We start from the raw sequence: 26023 nt of genomic DNA, 5'->3' as shown, positions 1-26023 counted from the left end.
CGTTAGTGTTCTCTGGTATCAAATGGTCCTGGTGGGACGGGGTCGTCTCCACCCGGGTGTAAAGGGTGGCATTTTAATACGCGTTTCACCGTCAACCAACTGCCTTTTATCACTCCAAACCTGCGCAATGCCTCAATTCCGTATTGAGAGCAGGTTGGGGTGAAACGGCAATGTGGCCCGAGTAGCGGACTAATCAGGCGTTGATAGACCCGGATAAGGGCTATCAGGACCCGCGAGCCAGGCGACAGTGACGGCGCCATAATTTTTCCAACGCTTCCGTGAGAGCACGGTTATCGAGGTCAGCAACCCCCTTTTTCGCCACCACCACGAAATCCATTGACGGGAGTTCGTGCTGAAGTAAACGGAAGCTCTCACGCGTCAGACGTTTAATCCGATTGCGTTCATGAGCGCGTTTCACGTTTTTCTTGGCGACAGTAAGACCGATGCGGGGATGCCCCAGCGAATTCAGGCGGCCGAGGATAGTGATTTGCGGCGTGCCAGCCCGTTGTGGCTGCTGGAAGACGAATGTGAAATGATTGGGAGTTAACAAACGTAACTCCCTGGGAAATGCGAGCTTAACCACTCAGGGGTTAGCTTTTATTACTTGGAAACGGTCAGACGAGCGCGGCCTTTAGCACGACGACGTGCCAGAACCTGACGACCATTTTTAGTAGCCATACGAGCACGGAAGCCGTGAGAACGGTTGCGCTTCAGTACAGACGGTTGAAAAGTGCGTTTCATGGCGATTTCTACCTAAACTTGAATAAATTCACTGACTTTTGCGTATACCCGAACAACATTCGAACGACTTACGCTTCAGCTTGGGTGATTAAAGAGGCCGGATTGTAATAATTGTACACTCCGGAGTCAATTCTCTTTACCTTATTTCCCGCGTAATTCCGCACTTTTACGTGCAAAAAATGCGCTGTCGTCGATACACGAACGCGGGCTCTACGCGCCGGGTGGGGGATTATACGGCCTCCCGCTTAAAGCGCAAGGATCGTGCAGGATCTTTATTAGATCGTTTAAACCAAAATTCGGCATTACTCATTAATTTTTCCAATATGCGGCCTAAATCCTGCTTCACTCGTGCCAGGATCGTTTACACTTATCCGGTTTCGATCCTTCCTGTGGATAAACAGGGAAGAATCTGTGAGAAACAGAAGATCTCTGGTTCAGATTACGCTATGATCCGCGGTCCCGATCGCGATCTTTAGATCCTGGCCGGGTAAAAAAACCGCGCACAGCGGTTCGCACGTCACCCTTTTGCGCAGGGTCAACAACGCTTCAACCTTAACCGGGCCGAGGCGTACATTCGACGTGTGCCAACAATCACGATCGTTTTCTTTTTTTCTTTTTGTTCGAGTGGAGTCCGCCGTGTCACTTTCGCTTTGGCAGCAGTGTCTTGCCCGATTGCAGGATGAGTTACCAGCCACAGAATTCAGCATGTGGATCCGCCCGTTGCAGGCGGAACTGAGCGATAACACGCTGGCTTTGTACGCGCCAAATCGTTTTGTACTTGACTGGGTAAGAGACAAATACCTGAATAATATCAACGGCCTGCTTAACGATTTCTGCGGTACGGACGCCCCTCAGTTACGCTTTGAAGTTGGCACAAAACCCGTTGCGCAAACGGTGAAAGAGCCGGTTCATGCGGCGGCGCCAGCCCAGGTGGCGCAGATTCAAATGCCACGCACCGCGCCCGCGCCGCGTCCGGGTTGGGATAACGTCCCGGCTCCAGCGGAACCGACCTACCGTTCTAACGTCAATGTTAAGCACACCTTTGATAACTTCGTCGAAGGTAAATCCAACCAGCTGGCGCGCGCGGCAGCCCGTCAGGTGGCGGATAACCCCGGCGGCGCCTATAACCCGCTGTTCCTGTACGGTGGCACCGGTCTCGGTAAAACGCACCTGTTGCACGCGGTTGGTAACGGCATCGTGGCCCGTAAGCCGAATGCCAAAGTGGTATACATGCACTCAGAGCGTTTTGTACAGGACATGGTCAAAGCGCTGCAAAACAACGCCATCGAAGAGTTCAAGCGCTACTACCGTTCCGTTGACGCGCTGCTTATCGATGACATCCAGTTTTTTGCCAATAAAGAACGATCCCAGGAAGAATTTTTCCACACCTTTAACGCCCTGCTCGAAGGCAATCAACAGATCATCCTGACCTCGGATCGCTATCCGAAAGAGATCAATGGCGTTGAAGATCGTCTGAAATCTCGCTTCGGCTGGGGGCTGACGGTGGCGATCGAACCGCCTGAGCTGGAAACCCGCGTGGCGATCCTGATGAAAAAAGCCGACGAAAACGACATTCGTCTGCCGGGTGAGGTTGCGTTCTTTATTGCCAAACGTCTGCGTTCCAATGTTCGTGAGCTGGAAGGGGCGCTGAACCGCGTCATCGCCAACGCCAATTTTACCGGCCGGGCGATCACTATCGATTTCGTGCGTGAAGCGTTGCGTGATTTGCTGGCGCTGCAGGAAAAACTGGTCACCATCGACAACATCCAAAAGACGGTGGCAGAGTATTACAAGATTAAGGTAGCGGATCTGCTTTCCAAGCGCCGCTCCCGCTCGGTCGCACGTCCTCGCCAGATGGCGATGGCGCTGGCAAAGGAGTTAACCAACCACAGTCTGCCGGAAATTGGCGATGCGTTTGGTGGCCGCGACCATACCACCGTGCTGCACGCGTGTCGTAAAATCGAACAGTTGCGTGAAGAAAGCCACGACATCAAAGAAGATTTCTCAAACTTAATCAGAACATTATCTTCGTGACGCTATGAAATTTACCGTAGAACGTGAACATTTATTAAAACCGTTGCAACAGGTGAGTGGTCCATTAGGTGGCCGCCCAACGCTGCCGATTCTCGGTAACCTGCTGCTTCAGGTCGCAGATGGCGCGCTGTCGCTGACCGGTACTGACCTTGAAATGGAGATGGTGGCTCGCGTCGCGCTGATTCAGCCACACGAACCGGGGGCAACGACCGTTCCGGCACGTAAATTCTTTGATATCTGCCGTGGCTTGCCGGAAGGCGCGGAAATCGCGGTGCAGCTCGAAGGCGATCGGATGCTGGTGCGGTCTGGCCGCAGCCGTTTCTCGCTCTCCACGCTGCCTGCCACCGATTTCCCGAACCTTGACGACTGGCAGAGCGAAGTGGAATTCACCCTGCCGCAGGCGACGATGAAACGTCTGATTGAAGCGACCCAGTTCTCAATGGCGCATCAGGACGTTCGTTATTACCTGAACGGCATGTTGTTCGAGACCGAAGGCGAAGAGTTGCGCACTGTCGCGACAGACGGCCACCGCCTGGCGGTGTGCTCGATGCCTGTTGGCGAGCCGTTACCCAACCATTCGGTGATCGTGCCGCGTAAAGGGGTGATTGAGTTGATGCGTATGCTCGACGGCGGTGACAACCCGCTACGCGTGCAGATCGGCAGCAACAACATCCGCGCTCACGTCGGCGATTTTATCTTCACGTCGAAGCTGGTTGATGGCCGTTTCCCGGATTATCGCCGCGTATTGCCGAAAAACCCGGACAAACACCTGGAAGCCGGTTGCGATATCCTCAAACAGGCCTTTGCCCGTGCGGCCATTCTCTCCAACGAGAAATTCCGCGGCGTGCGTCTGTACGTCAGCGAAAACCAGCTGAAAATTACCGCTAATAACCCGGAACAGGAAGAAGCGGAAGAGATGCTGGACGTCACCTACGGCGGCACCGAAATGGAAATCGGCTTTAACGTTAGCTACGTGCTGGATGTGCTGAACGCGCTGAAGTGTGAAAACGTCCGCATTCTGCTGACCGACTCGGTTTCAAGTGTACAGATTGAAGATGCGGCCAGCCAAAGCGCGGCTTATGTTGTCATGCCAATGAGACTGTAATGTCGCTCACCCGTCTGTTGATCCGCGACTTTCGCAACATCGAAAGCGCGGATCTCGCGTTATCCCCCGGCTTTAATTTTCTGGTTGGCGCCAACGGCAGCGGAAAAACCAGCGTTCTGGAAGCCATTTATACGCTCGGCCATGGCCGGGCGTTTCGCAGTTTGCAGATTGGCCGCGTGATCCGCCATGAGCAGGAATCGTTTGTGCTGCACGGGCGATTGCAGGGGCAGGAGCGCGAAATCGCCATCGGTCTGACGAAAGACAAGCTCGGCGACAGCAAAGTGCGCATCGACGGTACCGACGGTCACAAAGTGGCGGAGCTGGCGCTGCTGATGCCGATGCAACTGATTACGCCGGAGGGGTTTACTTTACTCAACGGCGGCCCCAAATACAGAAGAGCGTTCCTTGACTGGGGATGCTTTCACAACGAAGCCGGTTTCTTCACCGCATGGAGCAATCTGAAGCGCCTGCTCAGGCAGCGTAATGCTGCACTGCGTCAGGTGACTCGCTATGCACAATTGCGCCCGTGGGACACCGAGCTTATCCCGCTGGCGGAGCAGATCAGCCGCTGGCGCGCGGAATACAGCGCGGCCATTGTGGATGATATGGCGGATACCTGTAAGCAGTTTTTACCCGAGTTTTCTCTCACCTTCTCCTTCCAGCGCGGCTGGGAGAAAGAGACGGACTATGCCGAAACGCTGGAGAAAAACTTCGAACGTGATCGCCTGTTAACCTACACCGCGCACGGTCCGCACAAAGCGGATTTTCGCATTCGCGCCGACGGTGCGCCGGTGGAAGACACGCTGTCGCGCGGGCAGCTCAAACTCCTGATGTGCGCGCTACGTCTGGCGCAAGGGGAGTTCCTGACCCGCGAAAGCGGGCGACGCTGCCTGTACCTCATAGATGATTTTGCCTCTGAACTGGATGATGCGCGCCGCGGGCTGCTGGCCAGCCGTTTAAAAGCGACGCAATCACAGGTTTTTGTCAGCGCGATTAGCGCTGAACACGTAATGGACATGTCGGACAAAAATTCGAAGATGTTCACCGTGGAAAAGGGTAAAATAACGGATTAACCCAAGACAAAATGAGCGAGAAACGTTGATGTCGAATTCTTATGACTCCTCCAGTATCAAAGTCCTGAAAGGGCTGGATGCGGTGCGTAAGCGCCCGGGTATGTATATCGGCGACACGGATGACGGCACCGGTCTGCACCACATGGTATTCGAGGTGGTAGATAACGCTATCGACGAAGCGCTCGCGGGTCACTGTAAAGACATTATCGTCACCATCCACGCCGACAACTCCGTTTCCGTACAGGATGACGGGCGTGGTATTCCGACCGGTATTCACCCGGAAGAGGGGGTCTCGGCGGCGGAAGTGATCATGACCGTACTGCACGCGGGCGGTAAATTCGATGATAACTCCTATAAAGTGTCCGGTGGTCTGCACGGCGTTGGCGTGTCCGTGGTAAACGCCCTGTCGCAGAAGCTGGAACTGGTTATCCATCGCGAAGGCAAGATCCACCGTCAGATTTACGCGCACGGCGTGCCGCAGGCCCCGCTGGCGGTGACCGGTGAAACGGAAAAAACCGGTACCATGGTTCGTTTCTGGCCGAGCCTGGAGACGTTTTCTAACCACACCGAATTTGAATATGAAATTCTGGCGAAACGCCTGCGCGAGCTGTCATTCCTCAACTCTGGCGTTTCTATCCGCCTGAAAGACAAGCGCGACGGTAAAGAAGACCATTTCCACTACGAAGGCGGCATCAAGGCGTTTGTTGAGTATCTCAACAAAAACAAAACGCCGATCCACCCGACTATTTTCTACTTCTCTACCGAAAAAGACGGTATCGGCGTTGAAGTGGCACTGCAGTGGAACGACGGTTTCCAGGAAAACATCTACTGCTTTACCAACAACATTCCGCAGCGCGACGGCGGTACGCACCTTGCGGGCTTCCGTGCGGCGATGACCCGTACACTGAACGCCTACATGGACAAAGAAGGCTACAGCAAAAAAGCGAAAGTCAGTGCCACCGGTGACGATGCCCGTGAAGGCCTGATTGCGGTAGTTTCCGTGAAAGTGCCGGACCCGAAATTCTCTTCTCAGACCAAAGACAAGCTGGTTTCTTCAGAGGTGAAATCGGCGGTAGAACAGCAGATGAACGAACTGCTGAGCGAATACCTGCTGGAAAACCCGTCTGATGCGAAAATCGTGGTCGGCAAAATCATCGACGCGGCGCGTGCCCGTGAAGCAGCGCGTAAAGCGCGTGAAATGACTCGTCGTAAAGGCGCGCTGGACCTCGCTGGTCTGCCGGGCAAGCTGGCGGACTGTCAGGAACGCGACCCGGCGCTGTCCGAACTGTACCTCGTGGAAGGGGACTCCGCGGGCGGTTCTGCGAAGCAGGGCCGTAACCGCAAGAACCAGGCGATTCTGCCGCTGAAAGGTAAAATCCTTAACGTGGAAAAAGCGCGCTTCGACAAGATGCTCTCTTCTCAGGAAGTGGCGACGCTTATCACCGCGCTGGGCTGCGGCATCGGTCGCGACGAGTACAACCCGGACAAGCTGCGCTATCACAGTATCATCATCATGACCGATGCGGATGTCGACGGCTCGCACATCCGTACGCTGCTGCTGACGTTCTTCTACCGTCAGATGCCGGAAATCGTTGAGCGTGGTCACGTGTATATCGCACAGCCGCCGCTGTACAAAGTGAAAAAAGGCAAGCAGGAACAGTACATTAAAGACGATGAAGCGATGGATCAGTACCAGATCGCCANNCGGGGGCGGGGGAGCCGCTGGAGCGTCTGGTGTCCGAGTTCAACGCCACGCAGAAAATGATTGGCCGTATGGAGCGTCGCTACCCGCGTTCGCTGCTGAAAGCGCTTATCTATCAGCCGACGCTGACCGAAGCGAACCTCAGCGATGAACAGGCCGTGACCCGCTGGGTGAACGCGCTGGTGACGGAGCTGAACGAGAACGAACAGCACGGCAGCCAGTGGAAATACGATGTCCGTGAAAACACGGAACAGCAGCAGTTTGAGCCGATCATCCGCGTGCGTACGCACGGCGTGGATACTGATTATCCGCTCGATCACGAATTCGTGACCGGCCCGGAATACCGTCGTATCTGCACGCTCGGTGAGAAACTGCGCNCGCCAGCCGGTGACCAGCTTCGAAGCGGCGCTGGACTGGCTGGTGAAAGAGTCCCGCCGTGGCCTCTCCATCCAGCGCTACAAAGGTCTGGGCGAAATGAACCCGGAACAGCTGTGGGAAACCACCATGGATCCGGAAAGCCGTCGTATGCTGCGCGTTACCGTTAAGGACGCGATTGCCGCTGACCAGCTATTCACCACGCTGATGGGGGATGCGGTTGAACCACGTCGCGCCTTTATCGAAGAAAACGCCCTGAAAGCGGCGAATATCGATATTTAAGTCAGTACACCCCGGTGGCGCAGCGCCACCGGGCTTTTCTTTACCCGCAAAAGGGGATTCCCGCCCCGTCATTACATCCCCCTTTTACCGCCTCTCTTTTGCTGTTTTTTGAGCTAAATCGCGTTAGCATGAGCCGAGACTCATTTAATCCGGGGAAAACATGGCTATTAAACTCATCGCGATCGATATGGACGGCACTTTATTGTTACCGGACCATACCATCTCTCCTGCTGTTAAAAATGCCATTGCCGCTGCGCGTATGCGTGGGGTAAACGTTGTACTGACGACAGGGCGTCCGTATGCGGGTGTGCACCACTACCTCAAAGAATTGCATATGGAACAGCCAGGGGATTATTGCATCACCTACAACGGCGCGCTGGTGCAGAAAGCCAGCGACGGCAGTACCGTTGCACAAACCGCGCTGAGCTACGACGATTACCTGTACCTGGAAAAACTGTCCCGCGAGGTGGGGTCGCACTTCCACGCGCTGGATCGCAACACGCTGTACACCGCGAACCGTGATATCAGCTATTACACTGTGCATGAATCCTACGTCGCCACCATTCCGCTGGTGTTCTGCGAAGCGGAGAAAATGGATCCGGCCACCCAGTTCCTGAAAGTGATGATGATTGACGAACCGGTGGTGCTCGATCGGGCCATCGCACGCCTCCCGGCGGAAGTGAAAGAGAAATACACCGTGCTGAAGAGCGCGCCGTACTTCCTCGAAATCCTCGACAAGCGCGTCAACAAAGGTACCGGCGTGAAATCGCTGGCGGAAACGCTGGGCATTCAGCCTGAAGAAATTATGGCGATTGGCGATCAGGAAAACGACATTGCGATGATTGAATATGCGGGCGTTGGCGTGGCGATGGATAACGCCATCCCGACGGTCAAAGAAGTGGCGAATTTCATCACTAAATCGAATCTGGAAGATGGCGTGGCGTACGCTATCGAGAAATACGTCCTCGCGTCATAACTCCCCTGCAAAACCCTCCAGCACAGCGAGCTTCGGTTAGCTGTGCTTTTTTTTATCTCTGAATTGTTCTTTTTGTGATCTAAATTGTAGTACAACACATCATCATTGTACTACATTGATATCACGCAAACGGATGAACCCCACAAATTTGTACTGCAAAAGTGCGGTGAAATTCAGCGGTCGAGGTAAAGTAAACATGGACGCACAGAGCATAAGGACTCTCCATGAATCTCAACAAAACCGACCGTATTGTCATCACGCTGGGCCGTCAGATCGTAGGCGGGAAATATGTACCCGGTTCGGCGCTGCCTGCAGAGGCCGATTTGTGTGAAGAATTTGAAACCTCGCGCAACATTATTCGCGAGGTGTTTCGCTCGCTGATGGCCAAACGGCTGATCGAGATGAAACGCTATCGCGGGGCGTTCGTGACGCCGCGCAACCAATGGAACTACCTCGACACGGACGTGTTGCAGTGGGTACTGGAAAACGATTATGACCCGCGACTCATCACCGCGATGAGCGAAGTGCGAAATCTGGTGGAGCCGGCCATCGCCCGTTGGGCAGCGGAACGCGCTACCTCCAGCGATCTGGCGAACATTGAGTCGGCGCTCAACGACATGATCGCCAACAACCAGAATCGCGATGCGTTTAACGAAGCGGATATTCGCTACCACGAAGCGGTGCTGGCATCGGTGCATAACCCGGTGTTGCAGCAGCTGAGTGTGGCGATCAGTTCGCTCCAGCGGGCGGTATTTGAACGCACCTGGATGGGCGATGAGGCCAACATGCCGAAAACGCTCCAGGAGCATAAGGCGCTGTTCGATGCGATACGGCATCAGGACGGCGAAGCAGCGGAGCAGGCAGCGCTCACCATGATTGCCAGCTCAACACGACGGTTGAAGGAATTCACATGACATCACGCTACATCGCCATTGACTGGGGATCGACCAATCTGCGCGCCTGGCTGTATCAGGGCGATGAATGCCTGGAGCACCGGCATTCGGAAGCAGGGGTCACCCGTCTTAACGGAAAATCTCCAGGGGCGGTGTTAGCGGAAGTGACGCAGGGCTGGAATGACGGCGCTACGCCGGTGGTCATGGCGGGCATGGTCGGCAGTAACGTCGGCTGGAAAATCGCCCCCTATTTGCCCGTTCCCGCATATTTCTCTGCCATTGGCGAGCAGTTAACGTCCGTTGGCGACAATATCTGGATCGTTCCTGGCCTGAGCGTATCGCGTGACGATAACCACAATGTGATGCGCGGCGAGGAAACACAGTTGCTCGGCGCGCGTGAAATCGCCCCCTCGACCCTGTATGTCATGCCCGGCACGCATTGCAAATGGGTACAGGCTGACCACCAGCAAATTCTCGATTTTCATACTGTGATGACCGGTGAACTGCATCACCTGCTGCTGCGCCAGTCGTTGATCGGCGCGGGGTTGCCGGAGCAAACCGCATCCCCCGAGGCCTTCAGCGCCGGGCTGGCGCGTGGTCTCGCCTCTCCTTCTCTTTTGCCGCAGTTGTTCGAAGTGCGTGCCGCCCATGTCCTGGGTGCGCTGCCGCGCGAACAGGTGAGCGAGTTTTTATCCGGTCTGCTGATCGGCGCAGAAGTTGCCTGCATGGGCGACCGCTTTGCCGACGGGCAGATCGCTATTGTTGCCGGAAATTCACTGGCTGTGCGTTACCAGCAGGCGCTCCACGCCGCCGGGCGCAACACCGTGCTGGTGGACGGCGATACCGCATTTCAGGCTGGAATAAGGAGCATCGCCCATGCAGTGGCAAACTAAACTCCCGCTGATCGCGATTTTACGCGGCATTACACCAGACGAGGCGCTCGCGCACGTCGGCGCGGTCATCGACGCGGGTTTCGACGCGGTAGAAATCCCGCTGAACTCGCCGCAATGGGAGAAAAGCATCCCGGCGATCGTCGCCGCGTTTGGCGATAAGGCACTGATTGGCGCCGGTACGGTGCTGAAACCGGAGCGAGTCGATGAACTGGCGGCAATGGGCTGCAAGCTGATTGTGACGCCAAACATCCAGCCGGAGGTGATCCGCCGCGCTGTGGCGCACGGCATGACGGTCTGCCCCGGTTGCGCCACGGCGACGGAAGCCTTCGAGGCGCTGGACGCGGGTGCCCAGTCGCTGAAAATTTTCCCCTCTTCCGCGTTTGGCCCGGCGTATATCAAAGCGCTGAAAGCAGTGCTGCCGCCGGACGTCCCCGTATTTGCGGTGGGCGGCGTCACACCGGAAAACCTCGGGGAATGGATTCAGGCCGGGTGCGCGGGCGCCGGACTCGGGAGCGATCTCTATCGCGCCGGGCAGTCCGTTGAGCGAACCGCGCAGCAGGCCGCCGCATTTGTTCAAGCGTATCGAGAGGCAGTGCAATGAAAATAACCAAACTCACGACATACCGTTTACCGCCGCGCTGGCTGTTTCTGAAAATCGAAACGGACGAAGGCGTGGTTGGCTGGGGCGAACCGGTGATTGAAGGGCGCGCGCGCACCGTTGAAGCCGCCGTTCATGAAATGGGCGATTACCTGATTGGTCAGGATCCGGCGCGGATTAACGATCTCTGGCAGGTGATGTACCGCGCCGGTTTCTATCGCGGCGGCCCGATCCTGATGAGCGCCATTGCCGGTATCGACCAGGCGCTGTGGGATATCAAAGGCAAAGTGCTGAACGCCCCTGTCTGGCAGCTAATGGGCGGTCTGGTGCGCGATAAAATCAAAGCCTACAGTTGGGTCGGCGGTGACCGTCCGGCCGAGGTGATTGATGGCATCAAAACCCTGCGTAACATCGGTTTTGATACCTTTAAACTGAACGGCTGTGAAGAACTGGGCGTGATCGACGATTCGCGCAAAGTGGATGCCGCCGTCAATACCGTGGCGCAAATCCGCGAAGCGTTCGGCAGCGACATCGAATTTGGTCTGGATTTCCACGGTCGCGTCAGCGCGCCGATGGCGAAGGTGCTTATCAAAGAGCTGGAGCCGTATCGCCCGCTGTTCATTGAAGAGCCGGTGCTGGCGGAGCAGGCGGAATACTATCCGAGGCTGGCGGCGCAAACGCACATTCCGATTGCGGCGGGCGAGCGCATGTTCTCACGCTTCGAATTCAAACGGGTGCTGGAAGCGGGCGGTATCGCCATTCTGCAGCCTGATTTGTCGCATGCCGGCGGGATCACGGAATGCTACAAAATCGCCGGGATGGCGGAAGCGTACGATGTGGCGCTGGCGCCGCACTGTCCGCTTGGACCGATTGCGCTGGCCGCGTGTCTGCATATCGACTTCGTGTCGCGCAATGCCGTATTCCAGGAGCAGAGTATGGGCATTCATTACAATAAGGGCGCGGAACTGCTCGACTTTGTAAAAAATAAAGATGACTTCAGCATGGATGGCGGATTCTTTAAACCGTTAACGAAACCCGGGCTTGGGGTGGATATTGACGAAGCAAAAGTCATCGAAATGAGCCGGAACGTGACCGACTGGCGAAATCCGTTGTGGCGTCATGAAGATGGCTCAGTTGCCGAGTGGTAATCGGCAGAATTAAATAATTAAAAAACGTTTTTTCTTACACCCTCTGTAAATTACAGGGCATGGTGAGCGGCTTCGCTATGCCCAAAATCTGGAGACAGATTGCGATGGATATATCAGTGACTACTGCGAAAGTCGGGCGTCGGCGTTATCTGACCCTGATTATGATCTTTATTACGGTTGTGATTTGTTATGTCGATCGGGCAAACCTCGCCGTAGCGTCGGCACATATTCAGGAAGAGTTCGGCATTACCAAAGCCGAAATGGGATATGTCTTTTCTGCGTTTGCCTGGCTGTATACCCTGTGCCAGATCCCGGGCGGCTGGTTCCTTGACCGCGTGGGCTCGCGCTTAACGTATTTCATAGCGATTCTGGGCTGGTCGGTGGCGACACTGTTCCAGGGGTTCGCCACAGGGTTGATGTCGTTGATTGGCCTGCGCGCCATCACCGGTATCTTTGAAGCGCCGGCGTTTCCCACCAACAACCGCATGGTGACCAGCTGGTTCCCGGAACATGAGCGTGCGTCGGCGGTCGGTTTTTACACCTCCGGGCAGTTCGTTGGCCTGGCGTTTCTGACGCCGCTGCTGATCTGGATCCAGGAACTGCTGAGCTGGCACTGGGTGTTCATCGTGACGGGTGGGATTGGCATTATCTGGTCGTTTATCTGGATCAAGGTTTATCAGCCGCCGCGCCTGACCAAAAGCGTTTCCCAGGCGGAACNGGCTGGATTTATGACCACCGTGCCGTTCCTGGCGGCTTTCTTTGGCGTACTGCTCTCCGGCTGGCTGGCGGACAGAATGGTGCGCAAAGGCTTCTCGCTGGGTGCGGCGCGTAAAACGCCGATCATTTGCGGCCTGCTGATTTCCACCTGCATCATGGGCGCTAACTACACCAACGATCCGGTGTGGATTATGACTCTGATGGCGCTCGCCTTCTTCGGCAACGGCTTCGCGNTCACCTGGTCGCTGGTCTCTTCGCTGGCGCCGATGCGTCTGATCGGCCTGACCGGCGGCGTGTTCAACTTTGTGGGCGGTCTGGGTGGTATCACCGTGCCGCTGGTGGTGGGTTATCTGGCGCAGGATTACGGTTTTGCTCCGGCGCTGACCTATATCGCCGTGGTGGCGCTGATCGGCGCGCTCTCCTACATCCTGCTGGTTGGCGACGTGAAACGGGTAGGCTAAACACCGCACCTGAGATACCCTGATGCGACGTCAAGCATCAGGGTATCCTAATGAAACAAGTCACTTTCGCCCCCCGCCATCATCAGCTCACCAATACACAAACCTGGACGCCGGACAGCCAGTGGCTGGCGTTTGATGTGCGTCCGTCAGGCGCGTCGTTTACCGGTGAAACCATTGAGCGTGTCAATATCCATACCGGTGAGGTCGAAGTGATTTACCGGGCGACTGACGGCGCGCACGTTGGTGTGGTGACGGTGCACCCGCAGGAGGCGCGATACGTTTTCATTCACGGGCCGGAACAGCCGGATGCGGACTGGCAGTACGATTTTCATCACCGTCGTGGCGTGGTGACGCACAACGGCGAAACGCATAACCTCGACGCGATGGATATCACGCCCCCCTTCACTCCCGGTGCGCTGCGCGGTGGCAGCCATGTTCATGTTTATAGTCCGGACGGCAAGGCCGTCAGCTTTACCTATAACGATCACATATTGCACGAGCGCGATGCGACGCTGGATTTGCGCAACGNNGCCAGCCACTGGAGCGTGCTGGTCAGCCGTACCACGTCAACGCCCGCGCCGGGTAGCGATGAGATCAACCGCGCTTATGAAGAGGGTTGGGTGGGCAACCGCGCGCTGGCGTTTATCGGCGATACGCGTACGCTGCAGGGCGAAAAAGTACCGGAGCTGTTTATCGTGACGCTGCCGGAACACGAAGCAGACTGGAAACAGGCAGGGCAGGAACCGCTCGAAGGGACGAGCAGCACGATGCCTGCGCCGCCAGCCAGCGTTCAGCAAAAACGCCTTACCTTTACTCACCTGCGTGCGTATCCCGGGCTGGTTAACGTTCCGCGTCACTGGGTGCGCGCGAACCCGCAGGGAAGCCAGATCGCCTTTTTGATGCGTGATGATAACGGCGTGGTGCAGCTGTGGCTGATGTCGCCGCAGGGCGGTGAGCCGCGCCAGCTCACGCAGACGCTGAGTGGTATTCAGTCGGCATTTAACTGGCATCCGTCAGGGAATGCGCTGGGATGTGTCGTGGATAACCGGATTGCGCTGTGCGATGCGGCAACGGGCGCAGTGACGTTTCTGACTGACGGGCATGGAAATCCGCCTTCAGCCGATGCTGTTGTGTTTTCGCCGGACGGCCAGTACATCGCCTGGATGGAAGAGGTGGACGGTTTTCGTCAACTGTGGGTAACGGAAACCGGCAGTTAAGCTATTTCGATGGCATGGGCGCTGGCGGGATCACGGAATTCGTCGCCAGCGTTTTTTGTTCGCTTTTTTCCACGCGCGATTTCACCGAGCTGTCGGTACGGAACAGATCCCACGGGAGCAGCAGCGTGTCCATCACGGCGGTGAAGGGCATATCCAGCGCGACCAGCGATTTTGTTCCCCAGTTGGTGTCGTCATCGCCCAGCATCGCGGCGCTGGCGCGCGTGCCGGGATACGTTCCTTCCTTACCACCGGTGTGCGACATCACGCTCGAACAGCCGCCAAGAACCATCATTCCACTGAGCAGAGCCAGTTTTAGCAGAGTCAATTTCATCATAATGTTATCGTTGTGATGCCTGTCGTTGGGTTATATCGACCCGCAGATCAAATAGAAAGTTTGAAAGCGCCGCTCTGTGGCGGCTGTCTCACTTTAACCTTTAGTGCTGTCATTCAGTCTAAACACTTAGCCTGAAAGTGCAAAAAAACTCAGACAACAGCCCTTGAAATGCGTTCCGTCGCACCCATTTTAAGAGTACGGCCCGATGTGGGATACGCCTGCGGGGTATTCCGGGCAAACGACCTGTCCAAGATGGAAGGTGATTAAACACTCGCTGATTTCAGGAGCTTTTTACTATGCGTAACTTCGATCTTTCTCCGCTGTACCGTTCTGCTATTGGTTTTGACCGTCTGTTCAATCTGTTAGAAAACAACCAGAGCCAGAGTAACGGCGGCTACCCTCCGTACAACGTTGAACTCGTTGACGAAAACAACTATCGCATCGCCATCGCCGTGGCCGGTTTTGCGGAAAGCGAACTGGAAATCACCGCGCAGGACAATCTGCTGATTGTCAAAGGGTCGCATGCGGCAGAGCAAAAAGAGCGGACCTACCTCTATCAGGGCATCGCTGAGCGCAACTTTGAGCGCAAATTCCAGCTAGCGGAAAACATCCACGTTCGTGGCGCCAACCTGGTGAACGGCCTGCTGTATATCGATCTCGAGCGTGTGATCCCGGAAGCGAACAAACCGCGCCGCATCGAAATTAACTAATTCCGTTGGGCCGCGCGGCGGCCCACATCTCAACCTGCCCGCCGTCAGGGGGCAGAAAATGCGAATCATGCGATTCGTAATAGTACGCTAAATCATTCGGGTTGCATCGAGGCAGCTTGAAGGATGACGCGTAAAAACTCGCTTCTTAGAAGGAGATTTATACTATGCGTAACTACGACTTATCCCCACTGCTGCGTCAATGGATCGGTTTTGACAAACTGGCCAATGCCCTGCAAACCGCCGGTGAAAGCCAAAGCTTCCCGCCCTATAACATCGAAAAAAGCGACGATAACCACTACCGCATTACCCTTGCGCTGGCCGGTTTCCGTCAGGAAGATTTGGACATTCAACTGGAAGGCACGCGGCTGACCATCAAAGGCGCACCGCAGCAGCCGGAAAAAGAGACCAAATGGCTGCATCAGGGGCTGGTAACCCAGGCCTTCAGCCTGAGCTTCACCCTTGCGGAAAATATGGAAGTGTCTGGCGCGACCTTTACCAACGGTCTGCTGAACATTGATTTAACCCGCAATGTACCGGAAACCCTCGCTCCGCAGCGGATCGCTATCAGCGATCGCCCGGCACTAAATAGCTAATAAATTAGCGATGTCATAGCCCCGCTTCGGCGGGGCTTTTTTGTGTGTAAACGCAGAAGAACACGCCTTATCGCTTTTTACCGATAAAAGCATTCAGCAACTGCAAAACTGTGTGCCGGGAACAGAGAAAAAGTCTGCAAAGTAGCGGTATTGCTTATTGGAGGGGTAAATGTGCGCTATCGCGCATACAACCCCCGATCTCTCTGCCAGAATCCATTATATCTATAATGTTATTCACCTAATCTATCAGCTGCCTCGAGGCAGTCTGAAAGATGGCGTGTATCTTCACAGGGAATCTGTCATGAGTGACATAGCATTGACCGTCAGCATTCTGGCACTCGTCGCCGTGGTTGGCTTATGGATAGGCAATGTAAAAATACGCGGCGTTGGGTTTGGCATTGGCGGCGTCTTATTCGGCGGCATTATCGTTGGTCATTTTGTCGATCAGGCCGGGCTGACCCTCAGTAGCCCAATGCTGCATTTCGTTCAGGAATTTGGCCTGATCCTGTTCGTCTACACCATCGGGATTCAGGTGGGGCCGGGCTTTTTTGCCTCGCTTCGCGTGTCGGGGCTACGGCTTAATCTTTTCGCCATTCTGATCGTCATTCTCGGCGGTCTGGTGACGGCGCTGCTGCATAAAATTTTCAATATTCCGTTGCCGGTGGTGCTGGGGATTTTCTCCGGTGCGGTCACTAATACCCCTGCGCTGGGCGCCGGGCAGCAGATCCTGCGTGATTTAGGTGTGCCAACGGATATTGTCGACCAGATGGGGATGAGCTATGCGATGGCTTACCCGTTTGGGATTTGCGGCATTCTGATGACCATGTGGCTGGTGCGTCTGTTCTTTCGCGTTAACGTTGAGAAAGAAGCGCAGCAGTTTGATGACAGCGTCGGCAACGGCAGTGCGCATCTGAACACTATCAACATCCGTGTTGAGAACCCGAACCTCAATAATCTGGCGATTCAGGATGTGCCGGTGCTGAACAGCGACAAAATTATCTGTTCGCGCCTGAAACGGGGCGACATGCTGATGGTACCGTCGCCAACCACCATTATTCAGGCAGGTGATTTGCTCCACCTGGTGGGGCGGCACGAGGATTTGCACAGCGCCCAGCTGGTGATCGGTAAAGAGGTGGAAACGTCGCTTTCAACCCGGGGAACCGATCTCCGCGTCGAGCGTGTGGTGGTCACCAACGAGAAGGTATTAGGCAAAAAAATCCGCGATCTGCACTTTAAACAGCGTTATGACGTGGTGATCTCGCGCCTCAACCGTGCCGGTGTTGAACTGGTGGCGAGCAGTAATGCCAGCCTGCAGTTCGGCGATATCCTCAACCTGGTCGGCCGTCCCTCGGCGATTGACGCGGTCGCCGCAGAACTGGGTAACGCGCAGCAAAAACTGCAACAGGTGCAGATGCTGCCGGTATTTATCGGTATCGGCCTTGGGGTGTTACTGGGCTCGGTACCGCTGTTCGTGCCGGGTTTCCCGGTGGCACTGAAGCTGGGACTGGCGGGCGGTCCGCTGATTATGGCACTGATCCTCGGGCGTATCGGCAGCATCGGTAAGCTCTACTGGTTTATGCCGCCGAGCGCCAACCTGGCGTTGCGTGAACTGGGGATTGTGCTGTTCCTGGCGGTGGTGGGGCTGAAATCCGGCGGCGATTTCATTGAGACGCTGACCAAAGGCGACGGTCTGAGCTGGGTAGGTTACGGCATCTTTATCACCGCCATCCCGCTGCTGACGGTGGGGATCCTGGCGAGAATGTTCGCGAAGATGAACTACCTGACGATTTGCGGCATGCTGGCCGGCTCAATGACCGATCCGCCGGCGTTAGCCTTTGCTAACAACCTGCACGCCACCAGCGGTGCGGCAGCACTCTCCTATGCGACGGTTTATCCGCTGGTGATGTTCCTGCGTATCATCACGCCACAGCTGCTGGCCGTGCTGTTCTGGGGGCTCAGCTAGTCCCCTCTTTCTGGCTTTTATGCGCTTTCAGGACGGCTGAAGGCGCATAGCCAAACTTATGTTTGAACGCTTTGCTGAAATGGAACGAGTCGAAAAAGTTCAGCATGTTCGCCACGTCACTGACCGAATTCCCTTCCTGCTTAAGTAATGACTGCGCGAGTTCCAGCTGCGCGTCGAGATAATACTCTTTCGGCGTTTTGTCGGTATAGCGCAAAAACAGACGCCGCAGCCAGGGTTCGCTGCACTGCATCCACTGCGCCATATCCGCGACGCTCCAGCGTTTTTGCGGATTGCTGTGTAACGCGGTGATCAGTTTTTCCAGTTTTATTAACTGACGGTCTTTTTGCCCGTTTTCTGTAATAAGACAAATCCACTGATAGATAATTTTGGTGAGAAAGGCCACCGCAAGGTTATTTTTAAGCGACTCCCCGCTATTTATCAGCTCTGCAACCTCATTGAGCTCTTTATTAAAGTTCTCTCCGTTATATATTATCCCCGTTTGTAATATCGGTATTTCCATTATGCTGGTGGGGATAAACTCCATCCAGTATTGTTCCCAGACCAGCCCGTCACAATGATAGGACTTAATCTCCATTGGTTTCAGGAAAATAACGCAATTGCCATTAAGGGTTATTTCGGAATTATCTTTCAGGTATATCCGCCCGCAGCCTTGTAGGGTGTACACCGCGACCCAGGAGTTGGCGATCAGCGGCTTCTTTTTATCACGAGGCCAGGTGACGCGGTACGTCTCGTCGGCCAGGGTGTGCCATAACGAGATGAGGGAAATTCCGCTTGAGATCACATTTTCATCAAGAACTAATGGAATATTGTACGTGGTTTCGTTTTTTACATGCGAAATTTGAGTTTTTCCATTCATTTTAATTTCCCGTCGGCGAATTATGCCTGCAACCTGAAATTAAAACCTAGCATACTTTTTTCTTTTCAGGGATGTGTTGCTTGTCGTTTAAGAAAACAAACCGCCTGGTTCCGGTACGTCCTTAATTCCTCTGTGCTTTGACGGGCCGGACATAATCATAAATAAGGGCATATGATGAGTATTCAGCAAATTGTGAGCTTTATCGCTTTTACGCTGCTGGTGGCTTTCATTACCTGGTGGAAGCTGCGTAAAGCGGATACCGGTTCGCAGCAGGGGTATTTTCTCGCCGGACGGTCGCTGAAAGCGCCGGTGATCGCGGCCTCCCTGATGCTAACCAACCTGTCGACAGAACAGCTGGTCGGGCTGACCGGTCAGGCCTATCGCAGCGGAATGTCGGTGATGGCCTGGGAGGTGATTTCCGCCATTCCGCTGATCTTTCTGGCATTGATTTTCCTGCCGCGCTATTTACAGCGTGGCATCGCTACCATTCCTGATTTTATTGAAGAGCGCTATGACAAAACCACGCGCATCATCATCGACTGCTGTTTTCTGATTGCCACCGGGATTTGCTTCCTGCCGATCATTCTTTATTCCGGCGCGCTGGCCTTTAACAGCATGTTTCACGTCACGGAAGCGTTTGGCATTTCGCAAAACGCTGCCATCTGGGCGATGGTCACCGTACTCGGGATTTGCGGCATTTTGTATGCGGTGCCCACCCCCATCGGCGCCAGCCACGACCCGGTACCGATTGGCGCGGCGCTGACCGGGCTGATTCTGGTGAACACCTTTTACTGGTGTACTAATCAGGGCATCGTCCAGCGTACGCTGGCCTCAAAAAGCCTGTCGGAAGGGCAAAAAGGGGCGCTGCTGACGGCGGTACTGAAAATGCTCGACCCGCTGATTCTGGTGCTGCCGGGCGTGATTGCGTTTCATCTTTTTCAGGACTTGCCGAAAGCGGACATGGCCTATCCGGCGCTGGTTAACAAAGTGATGCCGCTGCCATTGGTGGGTTTTTTTAGCGCGGTACTGTTCGGCGCCATCATCAGCGCGTTCTGCGGTTTCTTAAACAGCGCCTCGACGCTGTTCAGCATGGGGATTTATCGCCGCATCATTAACGAGCAGGCGACGCCGGACCAACTGGTATCCGTCGGTCGTCGCTTCGGGTTTATCGTCGCGATTGTCTCGGTGCTGGTTGCGCCGTGGATCGCCAACGCGCCGCAGGGGCTTTATACCTGGATGAAGCAGCTCAACGGCATTTACAACGTGCCGCTGGTGACGATTGTGATTATGGGCTTTTTCTTCCCCAGAATTCCGGCGATCGCCGCAAAAGCCGCCATGTTCTTCGGTATTTGTAGCTATATCGTCGTCAATTACCTGGTTAAATTCGACTTCCATTTCCTCTATGTGTTGGCTTGTACGTTCTGCATCAACGTGGTGCTGATGCTGGTCATCGGTGCTGTCAGGCCGCGTGCAACGCCGTTTAAATTTCACGACGCGTTTGCAGTGGATATGGTGCCGTGGCGACACGTGAAAATCGCCTCCGTTGGCGTCCTGTTCGCGATGATTGGCGTCTATTCCGGCCTGGCGCAGTTTGGCGGTTATGCGTCTCAATGGCTGACCATTCTCTGCTATCTCATCGTGGCCGCCGTGGTGATTTACCTGATTTACAGCCGTTGGCATGAGCGCCGCACCGCGCCTGCCGAATTTGCTTCAGACGTTAAGGACAAATCATGACTCGCCCCAATTTTCTGTTCATCATGACCGACACCCAGGCGACCAATATGGTGGGTTGTTACAGCGGTAAGCCGCTGAATACCCAAAATATTGATAAGCTGGCCGACGAAGGGATCCGTTTTAACTCCGCTTACACCTGTTCCCCGGTATGCACGCCCGCGCGTGCCGGGTTATTTACCGGCATTTACGCTAATCAGTCCGGGCCGTGGACTAACAACGTCGCGCCGGGGAAAAACATTTCGACGATGGGGCGCTATTTTCAGGATGCGGGCTACCACACCTGTTACATCGGCAAGTGGCATCTCGACGGGCACGACTATTTCGGCACCGGCATTTGCCCGCCGGAATGGGATGCGGAGTACTGGTACGACGGCGCAAACTACCTCTCCGAATTGACCGACGAGCAAATCGGGTTGTGGCGAAACGGTCTCAACAGCGTCGAGGATTTGCAGGCGCACCACATTGATGAAACGTTTACCTGGGCGCACCGCATCAGCAATCGGGCGATTGATTTCCTGGCGCAACCCGAGCGCGCCGAAGAACCATTTCTGATGGTGGTCTCCTACGACGAACCGCATCATCCGTTCACCTGCCCGGTGGAGTATCTTGAGAAGTATCAGGATTTCCGTTACGACCTCGGGGAAAAAGGGCGCGACGATCTGGCGAACAAACCGGAACATCACCGCTTGTGGGCACAGGCGATGCCGTCGCCGGTGGGGGACGATGCGCAGTACAATCACCCGATGTATTTTGCCTGTAACGATTTTGTCGATGACCAGATCGGCCGGGTGATCAACGCGTTAACGCCGGAACAGCAGCAAAATACCTGGGTGATTTATACCTCCGATCATGGCGAAATGATGGGCGCTCATCGCCTGATCAGCAAAGGCGCGGCGATGTATGATGACATCACTCGTATCCCGCTGATCGTGCGGTCGCCGACCGGCATCAAAAAGCAGGTGGATACGCCGGTCAGCCATATCGATTTGCTGCCAACGATGATGGCGCTGGCAGGGATCGATAAGCCGGATATCCTGCCGGGCGAGAACCTCTTCAGGGCGCAACCTGAGCGCGGCGTGATGGTGGAATTCAACCGTTATGAGATAGAGCATGACAGCTTCGGCGGGTTCATTCCGGTGCGCTGTTGGGTGACCGATCGCTATAAACTGGTATTAAATCTGTTTACCAGCGATGAGCTGTACGACCGGCAAAACGACCCTAACGAGATGCGAAATCTCATCGATGTCGCTGATTTTTCACAGATTCGCGATCATCTGCACGATCAACTACTGGACTNGGGATCCGTTTCGCACCTATCAATGGAGCATGCGGCCGTGGCGGGTGCAGGCGCAGCCGCGCTGGATGGGAGCGTTTCGCCCGCGCCCGGAAGATGGCTATTCGCCGGTGGTGCGTGATTACGATACCGGCATGCCAACGCAGGGTGTTAAGGTGGAAGAGAAGAAACAGAAATTCTGATGTTACCCCCTCTCGCCGGTAGAGGGGGCGTCTGCAAAGGAGATTGAATGAAAATTTCGCGCCTTGGCGAAGCGCCGGATTACCGCTTCTCGCTGGCTAACGAGCGAACCTATCTCGCCTGGATCCGCACTTCGCTGGGGTTTCTGGCCGCGGGTGTCGGGTTAGATCAGCTGGCACCCGATTTTGCCACACCGCTCATTCGTGAAGTGTTAGCGCTGTTGCTGTGCCTGTTTGCCGGGACGCTGGCGATTTATGGCTATCTGCGCTGGCTGAAAAATGAAAAAGCGATGCGGATGAAAGAAGATTTACCCTACACGCACACGCTTTTGATCATCAGCGTCATTTTGCTGGTCGTCGCCTTCACCGTGATGGGCCTGGTGCTGTATGCCGGATAGCCGCAAAACGCGCCGCCAGCAGGATCCTGGTCTGCAACCGGAACGCACGTCACTGGCCTGGTTTCGAACGTTGCTGGGCTATGGCGCGCTGATGGCGCTGGCGGTCAAACATAACTGGCATCAATCAGGCATGCCGTTCTGGATTTCCCTCGGCCTGCTGGCATTGGTCAGCATTATCTTATGGCGATATACCCGCAATCGTAACGTTATGGACATCAATAAGAGCGATTTCGCCCAACCGCGGGCAGTGCGTGACAAATTTTTGATCTCCCTCGCTGTCCTTTCCCTCGCATTATTGTTTGCTGTAACGCACTTAAGACAAATCGCCATATTTTTAAAGGATGCTGTATGACAGGATGTCACGTGATGGCTAAGCCAGCCAGTTCGCGGTGTAACCTCAAATGCCGTTATTGCTACTACCTTGATAAGCCCAAAAATGAAGAAATGGATGACGCCACCCTTGAGGCGTTTATCCGCCAGCAGATAGACGCGCAGCCCGGAAAGGACGTTCAGTTTGCCTGGCAGGGTGGCGAACCAACGCTGTGCGGGCTCGATTTTTTCCGTCGCGTTGTCGCCCTGCAAAAACAGTACGCTGGCGAAAAGCGCATCCATAACGCCTTTCAAACCAACGGGCTACTGGTCACTGATGAATGGTGCCGTTTTTTTCATGATAACGACTGGCTGGTGGGCATTTCGCTTGATGGCCCGGCAGATCTTCATGATACGTGGCGAGTTAGCCGCAGCGGAAAACCGACGCATTTTAAAGTGGTGGAGGCGATCGGCAGGCTGGTCGCACACCGCGTCGACTTCAATCTGCTGACGGTGGTCAACCGGCAAAACAGTCAGCATGCCGAGCGGGTGTACCGGTATTTGCGTCGTCAGGGCACGCCGTTTATCCAGTTTATTCCTCTGATGGAGCTGGATAAAAATGGCGAGCCGAGTGCGGAGTCGGTATCAGCGGAAGCCTGGGGGGCATTTCTCACCACGGTGTTTGACGTCTGGGTGCGGGAAGATGTGGGCCGCACTTACGTGCAGCTGTTTGATTCAACGCTTGGCNGCGATGACCCGCAGTCCGGAGGCGATCGCCTTTGGCGAAAACAAAAAAGCCTCGCTGCCGCAGGCGTGCCAGGAGTGTCACATGCGGCAGTTGTGCAACGGCGACTGCCCGAAACACCGCACAGCGGACGGCGTGAGCGCGCTGTGCGAGGGGTATCAACGCTTTTTTACCTATACCGCACCNCCCAGCGCGCCTGCTGTACCGGCGAGGAACGGGAACGGCTCCATCGCGCCGCTGGTGGCCAGCGGGAACAGCATGCCCGCGCCGAAGAAGAACAGCGCGGCGGGGATCAGCAACGTCCAGACCGTCATCACGCCAAGCAGACCGGGGATCCACATCATCAGCCCCGCCAGCAGACAGCTAATCACCGACTGCCACATCAGCGACGAAAAACGCTTGTTCTGACGACCGGCAAACCAGGCGCCGAAAAAGGCGGCGGGGATCGGCAGAATAAACAGAATACTGACCGCCATGCTGCTCAGGCCGAGCACGCCACCCAGCAGTACACCGGAGCTGGCTTCAAACACTGCAATGCCCGCCAGCCCGCCGATCAGCATCAGCAGATAACAGTTAAACGCTGTGCTGCCAAACAGGGTTTTATAGCTGGTGAGTAGACGGGTTTTCGGTGCCGCTTTCGGCCGCGTTTCCGGCATCCAGCGGGCCATGCTGAACGTCACGATAACGCACAGCGCCAGCAGGAAACCATAACAGGCGCGCCAGCCCCAGGCGGTATCGAGCAGGCCGCCAATCAGCGGCGCCAACAACGGACTGACCAGAATCCCCATATTTAACAAACTGTTGGCGTGGCGAAGCTGCGTGCCTTCATACAGGTCGCGCGGCAGCGTTCGCGCCATCACACCGCCGACGCCGGTCCCCATGCCCTGCAACGCGCTGGCGGCGATCAGCACCGTCAGGCTGTGCGTGGTGATCGCCACCACCGTTGCCAGCATAAAAATCGTCATCCCGACCAGAATCACCGGGCGTCGGCCAACGCGATCAGAGAGCGGGCCGTAGAACAGCTGCGAGACGCCATAAGTCAGCAGGTAGGCCGCCATCACGCTCTGCACCGCACCTTCCCGCACCTGTAATTCCAGCGCCATATCCGCAATAGCCGGGATGTAGATGGTTTGCGCCATCTGACCGACGGCCACGAGCAGAACCAACATCAACAACAAATTGAAGTTCTTATGCCTTTTCATGTCGAATGTTACGTCTTAAAAAATGAGAAAATGAAGAATAAATCGCCAGGAACACCGGTAAATTCGGGAGGAATCTACCACAGCCTGATGGCAACTTAACCATCGTGAACGTTAAAGGTGAGGCGGAGGCAGGCAGGATTTGTAAACAACTTCGGCAAGTAATGTTGCCAGTTTTGGCCTGCCTGGGCGCGGCGTGCGATCAGACCGAGCAGAACAGCCGGTGGGTGACGCGCGATTCGCCGATAACCGGCACAAAGCCCATTTTATGATAGAAACCGTGCGCTGCTTGTGGGGCGTGCGTATTCAGGAAATCAAACCAGATGCTGGCGTCGGCCATCACCGTGGTCAGCAGTTGTTTGCCAATACCTGCCCGGCGCCAGGCTTTGCTGATGTAGAGATGGCGAATGCGCCCGGCGCGTGGCAACTGGCTGAACGGATCGCGATTCAGGCCGCAAATGCCGACCAGCCTGCCGTTCAGGAACGCGCCTAACAGCTTTTCGCCAGGCGCATTGAACTGGTTTTCGCCGCGCAGCCAGCTCTCTTCGAGTCTGCGCAGCATGTTGAAATGGTGCGTCAGGCTTTCCGTCTTGAGCGCGATATAGCCGGGCTCCGCTGGGGTGATCGGCTCAATAAGTAAACGCATCATAACACTCCCTCGTGATGAAAGAGGGGCGGTTGCCCGCCCCTCTTAGGTGCGACCTGAACCTGAATTACCGGAAGTATTTCAGGACAGCATCAAGCAGTTGCAGTACTGCAACAATGAGTTTCAGGATAAGAATGATCATATCCATCACGCCCATACGCGTCTCCTCAGGTAAAGGAGCACTGCGGGTTGGCTTACCTTTCCGCCGCCTGTAACCAACCGCGTTGTTGACGTAACACAGTGTGCTCTCTCAGGGGTAAGGCACTGACGGCACCACCCGTTTCAGCCAGGACTTCATTGCGCCCGTGTAACACGCGGCCCCCGAATCTCACAAAGTGAACATCCTCATTATAGATAAACACTGTATGCATGAACAGTATTTTTTGGACAAAATCGACGGTGTCATCCATACTCAACACGTCAAAATCCGTGCCGAAAATTGCGCGTTCCTTTCCGTTCGCGTATACTTTAGCCGTTGACGTAACACAGTGTGTTCTGCGGCTACCACCCGCAAACGCTGTCGATAAAAACCTCGCTCCGGCGGGGTTTTTTGTTTTCTGGCGCCGCGAAACGAAACGTGATCGGCGGCGCAGTTTTACGCTGATGAAAATAATTCCGTTGTCTGTCAGCCAAACCTGTGTTTGTATAAATTCAATTGATGAATCACAGGCTGGTCCCAAATGAACGCTTCCATGCATACGACGAACCTACTAAACACCGCGCAACTAGCCGCGGTGGTCGTCGTGCGTGTGGTGGTGGTCGTCGGCAATGCGCCGTAGGGTCCGGAACACACGATTCCAAAACCCCGCCGGCGCAAACCGGGCGGG

Annotated in this window: 26 protein-coding genes, 4 pseudogenes and 1 other annotated feature; of the genes and pseudogenes, 20 read left to right on the top strand and 10 right to left on the bottom strand. The window is 55.4% G+C overall.

Translation table 11 applies throughout. The features are described 5' to 3' along the window. Positions 1-2: 2 nt before the first annotated feature. The 4 genes from yidD to GM30_RS27940 all read right to left on the bottom strand — a co-directional run bounded on the left by yidD (position 3) and on the right by GM30_RS27940 (position 1051). A complete protein-coding gene (gene yidD, locus GM30_RS24365) occupies positions 3-260 on the bottom strand; it encodes a membrane protein insertion efficiency factor YidD (RefSeq protein ID WP_072092080.1) in 258 nt (85 codons plus the stop codon). Further along, positions 224-583: a ribonuclease P protein component gene (gene rnpA / locus GM30_RS11670; RefSeq protein WP_049848756.1), complete on the bottom strand. Its 360-nt coding sequence runs from the start codon at positions 581-583 to the stop codon at positions 224-226. Before rnpA ends, yidD begins: the two co-directional genes overlap by 37 nt. Positions 584-600: 17 nt before the next feature. Then, complete coding sequence (gene rpmH / locus GM30_RS24360) at positions 601-741, bottom strand: 50S ribosomal protein L34 (RefSeq protein ID WP_000831330.1); 141 nt, start codon at positions 739-741, stop codon at positions 601-603. A 229-nt stretch (positions 742-970) separates the two neighbouring features. After that, positions 971-1051, bottom strand: a complete 81-nt coding sequence (locus GM30_RS27940; RefSeq protein ID WP_420341001.1) for a hypothetical protein — start codon at positions 1049-1051, stop codon at positions 971-973. 326 nt (positions 1052-1377) lie between these two features. Between GM30_RS27940 and dnaA the strand changes: the two genes are divergently transcribed. The 11 genes and pseudogenes from dnaA to GM30_RS11615 all read left to right on the top strand — a co-directional run bounded on the left by dnaA (position 1378) and on the right by GM30_RS11615 (position 14215). Continuing rightward, positions 1378-2775, top strand: a complete 1398-nt coding sequence (gene dnaA / locus GM30_RS11665; protein ID WP_049848755.1) for a chromosomal replication initiator protein DnaA — start codon at positions 1378-1380, stop codon at positions 2773-2775. A gap of 4 nt (positions 2776-2779) precedes the next feature. Then, positions 2780-3880, top strand: coding sequence for a DNA polymerase III subunit beta (dnaN, locus tag GM30_RS11660; protein WP_049848754.1), 1101 nt, complete (start codon positions 2780-2782; stop codon positions 3878-3880). Next, positions 3880-4953, top strand: coding sequence for a DNA replication/repair protein RecF (gene recF, locus GM30_RS11655; protein WP_049848753.1), 1074 nt, complete (start codon positions 3880-3882; stop codon positions 4951-4953). Before dnaN ends, recF begins: the two co-directional genes overlap by 1 nt. A gap of 28 nt (positions 4954-4981) precedes the next feature. Further along, a pseudogene (gene gyrB, locus GM30_RS11650) lies at positions 4982-7312 on the top strand (DNA topoisomerase (ATP-hydrolyzing) subunit B). A gap of 160 nt (positions 7313-7472) precedes the next feature. Then, positions 7473-8288, top strand: coding sequence for a sugar-phosphatase (yidA, locus tag GM30_RS11645; RefSeq protein ID WP_049848752.1), 816 nt, complete (start codon positions 7473-7475; stop codon positions 8286-8288). 224 nt (positions 8289-8512) lie between these two features. After that, positions 8513-9202, top strand: coding sequence for a D-galactonate utilization transcriptional regulator DgoR (gene dgoR / locus GM30_RS11640; RefSeq protein WP_049848751.1), 690 nt, complete (start codon positions 8513-8515; stop codon positions 9200-9202). After that, positions 9199-10074 carry a 2-dehydro-3-deoxygalactonokinase gene (locus GM30_RS11635; RefSeq protein ID WP_049848750.1) on the top strand — a complete coding sequence of 292 codons (876 nt, stop codon included), beginning with the start codon at positions 9199-9201 and terminating at the stop codon, positions 10072-10074. The genes dgoR and GM30_RS11635 overlap by 4 nt, the downstream gene beginning before the upstream one ends. Further along, entirely contained in the window at positions 10058-10675 is a 618-nt protein-coding gene (locus GM30_RS11630; protein ID WP_049848749.1) for a 2-dehydro-3-deoxy-6-phosphogalactonate aldolase, read from the top strand. The genes GM30_RS11635 and GM30_RS11630 overlap by 17 nt, the downstream gene beginning before the upstream one ends. After that, complete coding sequence (gene dgoD, locus GM30_RS11625) at positions 10672-11820, top strand: galactonate dehydratase (RefSeq protein WP_049848748.1); 1149 nt, start codon at positions 10672-10674, stop codon at positions 11818-11820. Before GM30_RS11630 ends, dgoD begins: the two co-directional genes overlap by 4 nt. A 59-nt stretch (positions 11821-11879) precedes the next feature. Beyond that, entirely contained in the window at positions 11880-12998 is a 1119-nt protein-coding gene (locus GM30_RS11620; RefSeq protein WP_072094102.1) for an MFS transporter, read from the top strand. A 50-nt stretch (positions 12999-13048) separates the two neighbouring features. Next, on the top strand, positions 13049-14215 hold the full coding sequence (locus GM30_RS11615) for a YidR family protein (RefSeq protein WP_049848746.1): 1167 nt from the start codon (positions 13049-13051) through the stop codon (positions 14213-14215). A gap of 1 nt (position 14216) precedes the next feature. Here GM30_RS11615 and GM30_RS11610 read toward each other — a convergent pair whose 3' ends face one another. After that, the gene (locus GM30_RS11610) at positions 14217-14549 is read right to left on the bottom strand and encodes a YceK/YidQ family lipoprotein (RefSeq protein ID WP_049848745.1); all 333 of its coding nucleotides are present in this window, start codon (positions 14547-14549) and stop codon (positions 14217-14219) included. Between the two features lie 229 nt (positions 14550-14778). Next, positions 14779-14852, top strand: a sequence feature (ROSE (Repression Of Heat Shock gene Expression) occurs in the 5'-region of heat shock genes and acts as an RNA thermometer to modulate expression.). Here GM30_RS11610 and ibpA point away from each other — a divergent pair. The 3 genes from ibpA (at position 14846) to GM30_RS11595 (ending at position 17815) form a co-directional block, all read left to right on the top strand. Continuing rightward, the gene (ibpA, locus tag GM30_RS11605; protein ID WP_049848744.1) at positions 14846-15259 is read left to right on the top strand and encodes a small heat shock chaperone IbpA; all 414 of its coding nucleotides are present in this window, start codon (positions 14846-14848) and stop codon (positions 15257-15259) included. It overlaps the preceding feature by 7 nt. A 164-nt stretch (positions 15260-15423) precedes the next feature. Then, positions 15424-15852: a small heat shock chaperone IbpB gene (gene ibpB, locus GM30_RS11600; RefSeq protein ID WP_049848743.1), complete on the top strand. Its 429-nt coding sequence runs from the start codon at positions 15424-15426 to the stop codon at positions 15850-15852. Between the two features lie 301 nt (positions 15853-16153). Further along, positions 16154-17815 (top strand): putative transporter, encoded by a 1662-nt coding sequence (locus tag GM30_RS11595; protein ID WP_049848742.1) that lies wholly within the window; start codon positions 16154-16156, stop codon positions 17813-17815. Here GM30_RS11595 and GM30_RS11590 read toward each other — a convergent pair. Beyond that, positions 17808-18692, bottom strand: a complete 885-nt coding sequence (locus GM30_RS11590) for a helix-turn-helix transcriptional regulator (RefSeq protein ID WP_049848741.1) — start codon at positions 18690-18692, stop codon at positions 17808-17810. The genes GM30_RS11595 and GM30_RS11590 overlap by 8 nt on opposite strands. Positions 18693-18866: 174 nt before the next feature. Between GM30_RS11590 and GM30_RS11585 the strand changes: the two genes are divergently transcribed. The 5 genes and pseudogenes from GM30_RS11585 to GM30_RS27215 form a co-directional block, all read left to right on the top strand. Continuing rightward, positions 18867-20426, top strand: a complete 1560-nt coding sequence (locus tag GM30_RS11585; protein ID WP_049848740.1) for a solute:sodium symporter family transporter — start codon at positions 18867-18869, stop codon at positions 20424-20426. Beyond that, positions 20423-21902: pseudogene (locus GM30_RS11580) on the top strand (sulfatase-like hydrolase/transferase). The gene GM30_RS11585 and the pseudogene GM30_RS11580 overlap by 4 nt, the downstream one beginning before the upstream one ends. A 47-nt stretch (positions 21903-21949) precedes the next feature. Next, the gene (locus GM30_RS11575; RefSeq protein WP_049848739.1) at positions 21950-22297 is read left to right on the top strand and encodes a YidH family protein; all 348 of its coding nucleotides are present in this window, start codon (positions 21950-21952) and stop codon (positions 22295-22297) included. Then, positions 22287-22649 carry a DUF202 domain-containing protein gene (locus GM30_RS11570; RefSeq protein ID WP_049848738.1) on the top strand — a complete coding sequence of 121 codons (363 nt, stop codon included), beginning with the start codon at positions 22287-22289 and terminating at the stop codon, positions 22647-22649. Before GM30_RS11575 ends, GM30_RS11570 begins: the two co-directional genes overlap by 11 nt. Continuing rightward, a pseudogene (locus GM30_RS27215) lies at positions 22646-23110 on the top strand (radical SAM protein); the annotation flags it as partial. The gene GM30_RS11570 and the pseudogene GM30_RS27215, both read left to right, overlap by 4 nt. A 417-nt stretch (positions 23111-23527) precedes the next feature. Here GM30_RS27215 and emrD read toward each other — a convergent pair. The 4 genes and pseudogenes from emrD to GM30_RS26595 form a co-directional block, all read right to left on the bottom strand. Then, positions 23528-24553: pseudogene (emrD, locus tag GM30_RS11560) on the bottom strand (multidrug efflux MFS transporter EmrD); the annotation flags it as partial. A 199-nt stretch (positions 24554-24752) separates the two neighbouring features. Continuing rightward, a complete protein-coding gene (locus GM30_RS11555) occupies positions 24753-25199 on the bottom strand; it encodes a GNAT family N-acetyltransferase (protein WP_049848736.1) in 447 nt (148 codons plus the stop codon). 64 nt (positions 25200-25263) lie between these two features. Further along, complete coding sequence (gene tisB, locus GM30_RS11550; RefSeq protein WP_038161205.1) at positions 25264-25353, bottom strand: type I toxin-antitoxin system toxin TisB; 90 nt, start codon at positions 25351-25353, stop codon at positions 25264-25266. A 37-nt stretch (positions 25354-25390) separates the two neighbouring features. Then, complete coding sequence (locus GM30_RS26595; RefSeq protein ID WP_162212992.1) at positions 25391-25894, bottom strand: hypothetical protein; 504 nt, start codon at positions 25892-25894, stop codon at positions 25391-25393. Here GM30_RS26595 and ivbL point away from each other — a divergent pair. Beyond that, positions 25877-25975 carry an ilvB operon leader peptide IvbL gene (ivbL, locus tag GM30_RS26155; RefSeq protein WP_124965767.1) on the top strand — a complete coding sequence of 33 codons (99 nt, stop codon included), beginning with the start codon at positions 25877-25879 and terminating at the stop codon, positions 25973-25975. The genes GM30_RS26595 and ivbL overlap by 18 nt on opposite strands. The last annotated feature ends 48 nt before the right edge of the window (positions 25976-26023 follow it).

This window comes from Trabulsiella odontotermitis (assembly GCF_001188485.1).
Taxonomy (GTDB): domain Bacteria; phylum Pseudomonadota; class Gammaproteobacteria; order Enterobacterales; family Enterobacteriaceae; genus Trabulsiella; species Trabulsiella odontotermitis_A.
The sequence above is the reverse complement of the archived record's forward strand: the minus strand, read 5'-3'. Positions and strand labels throughout refer to the sequence as shown.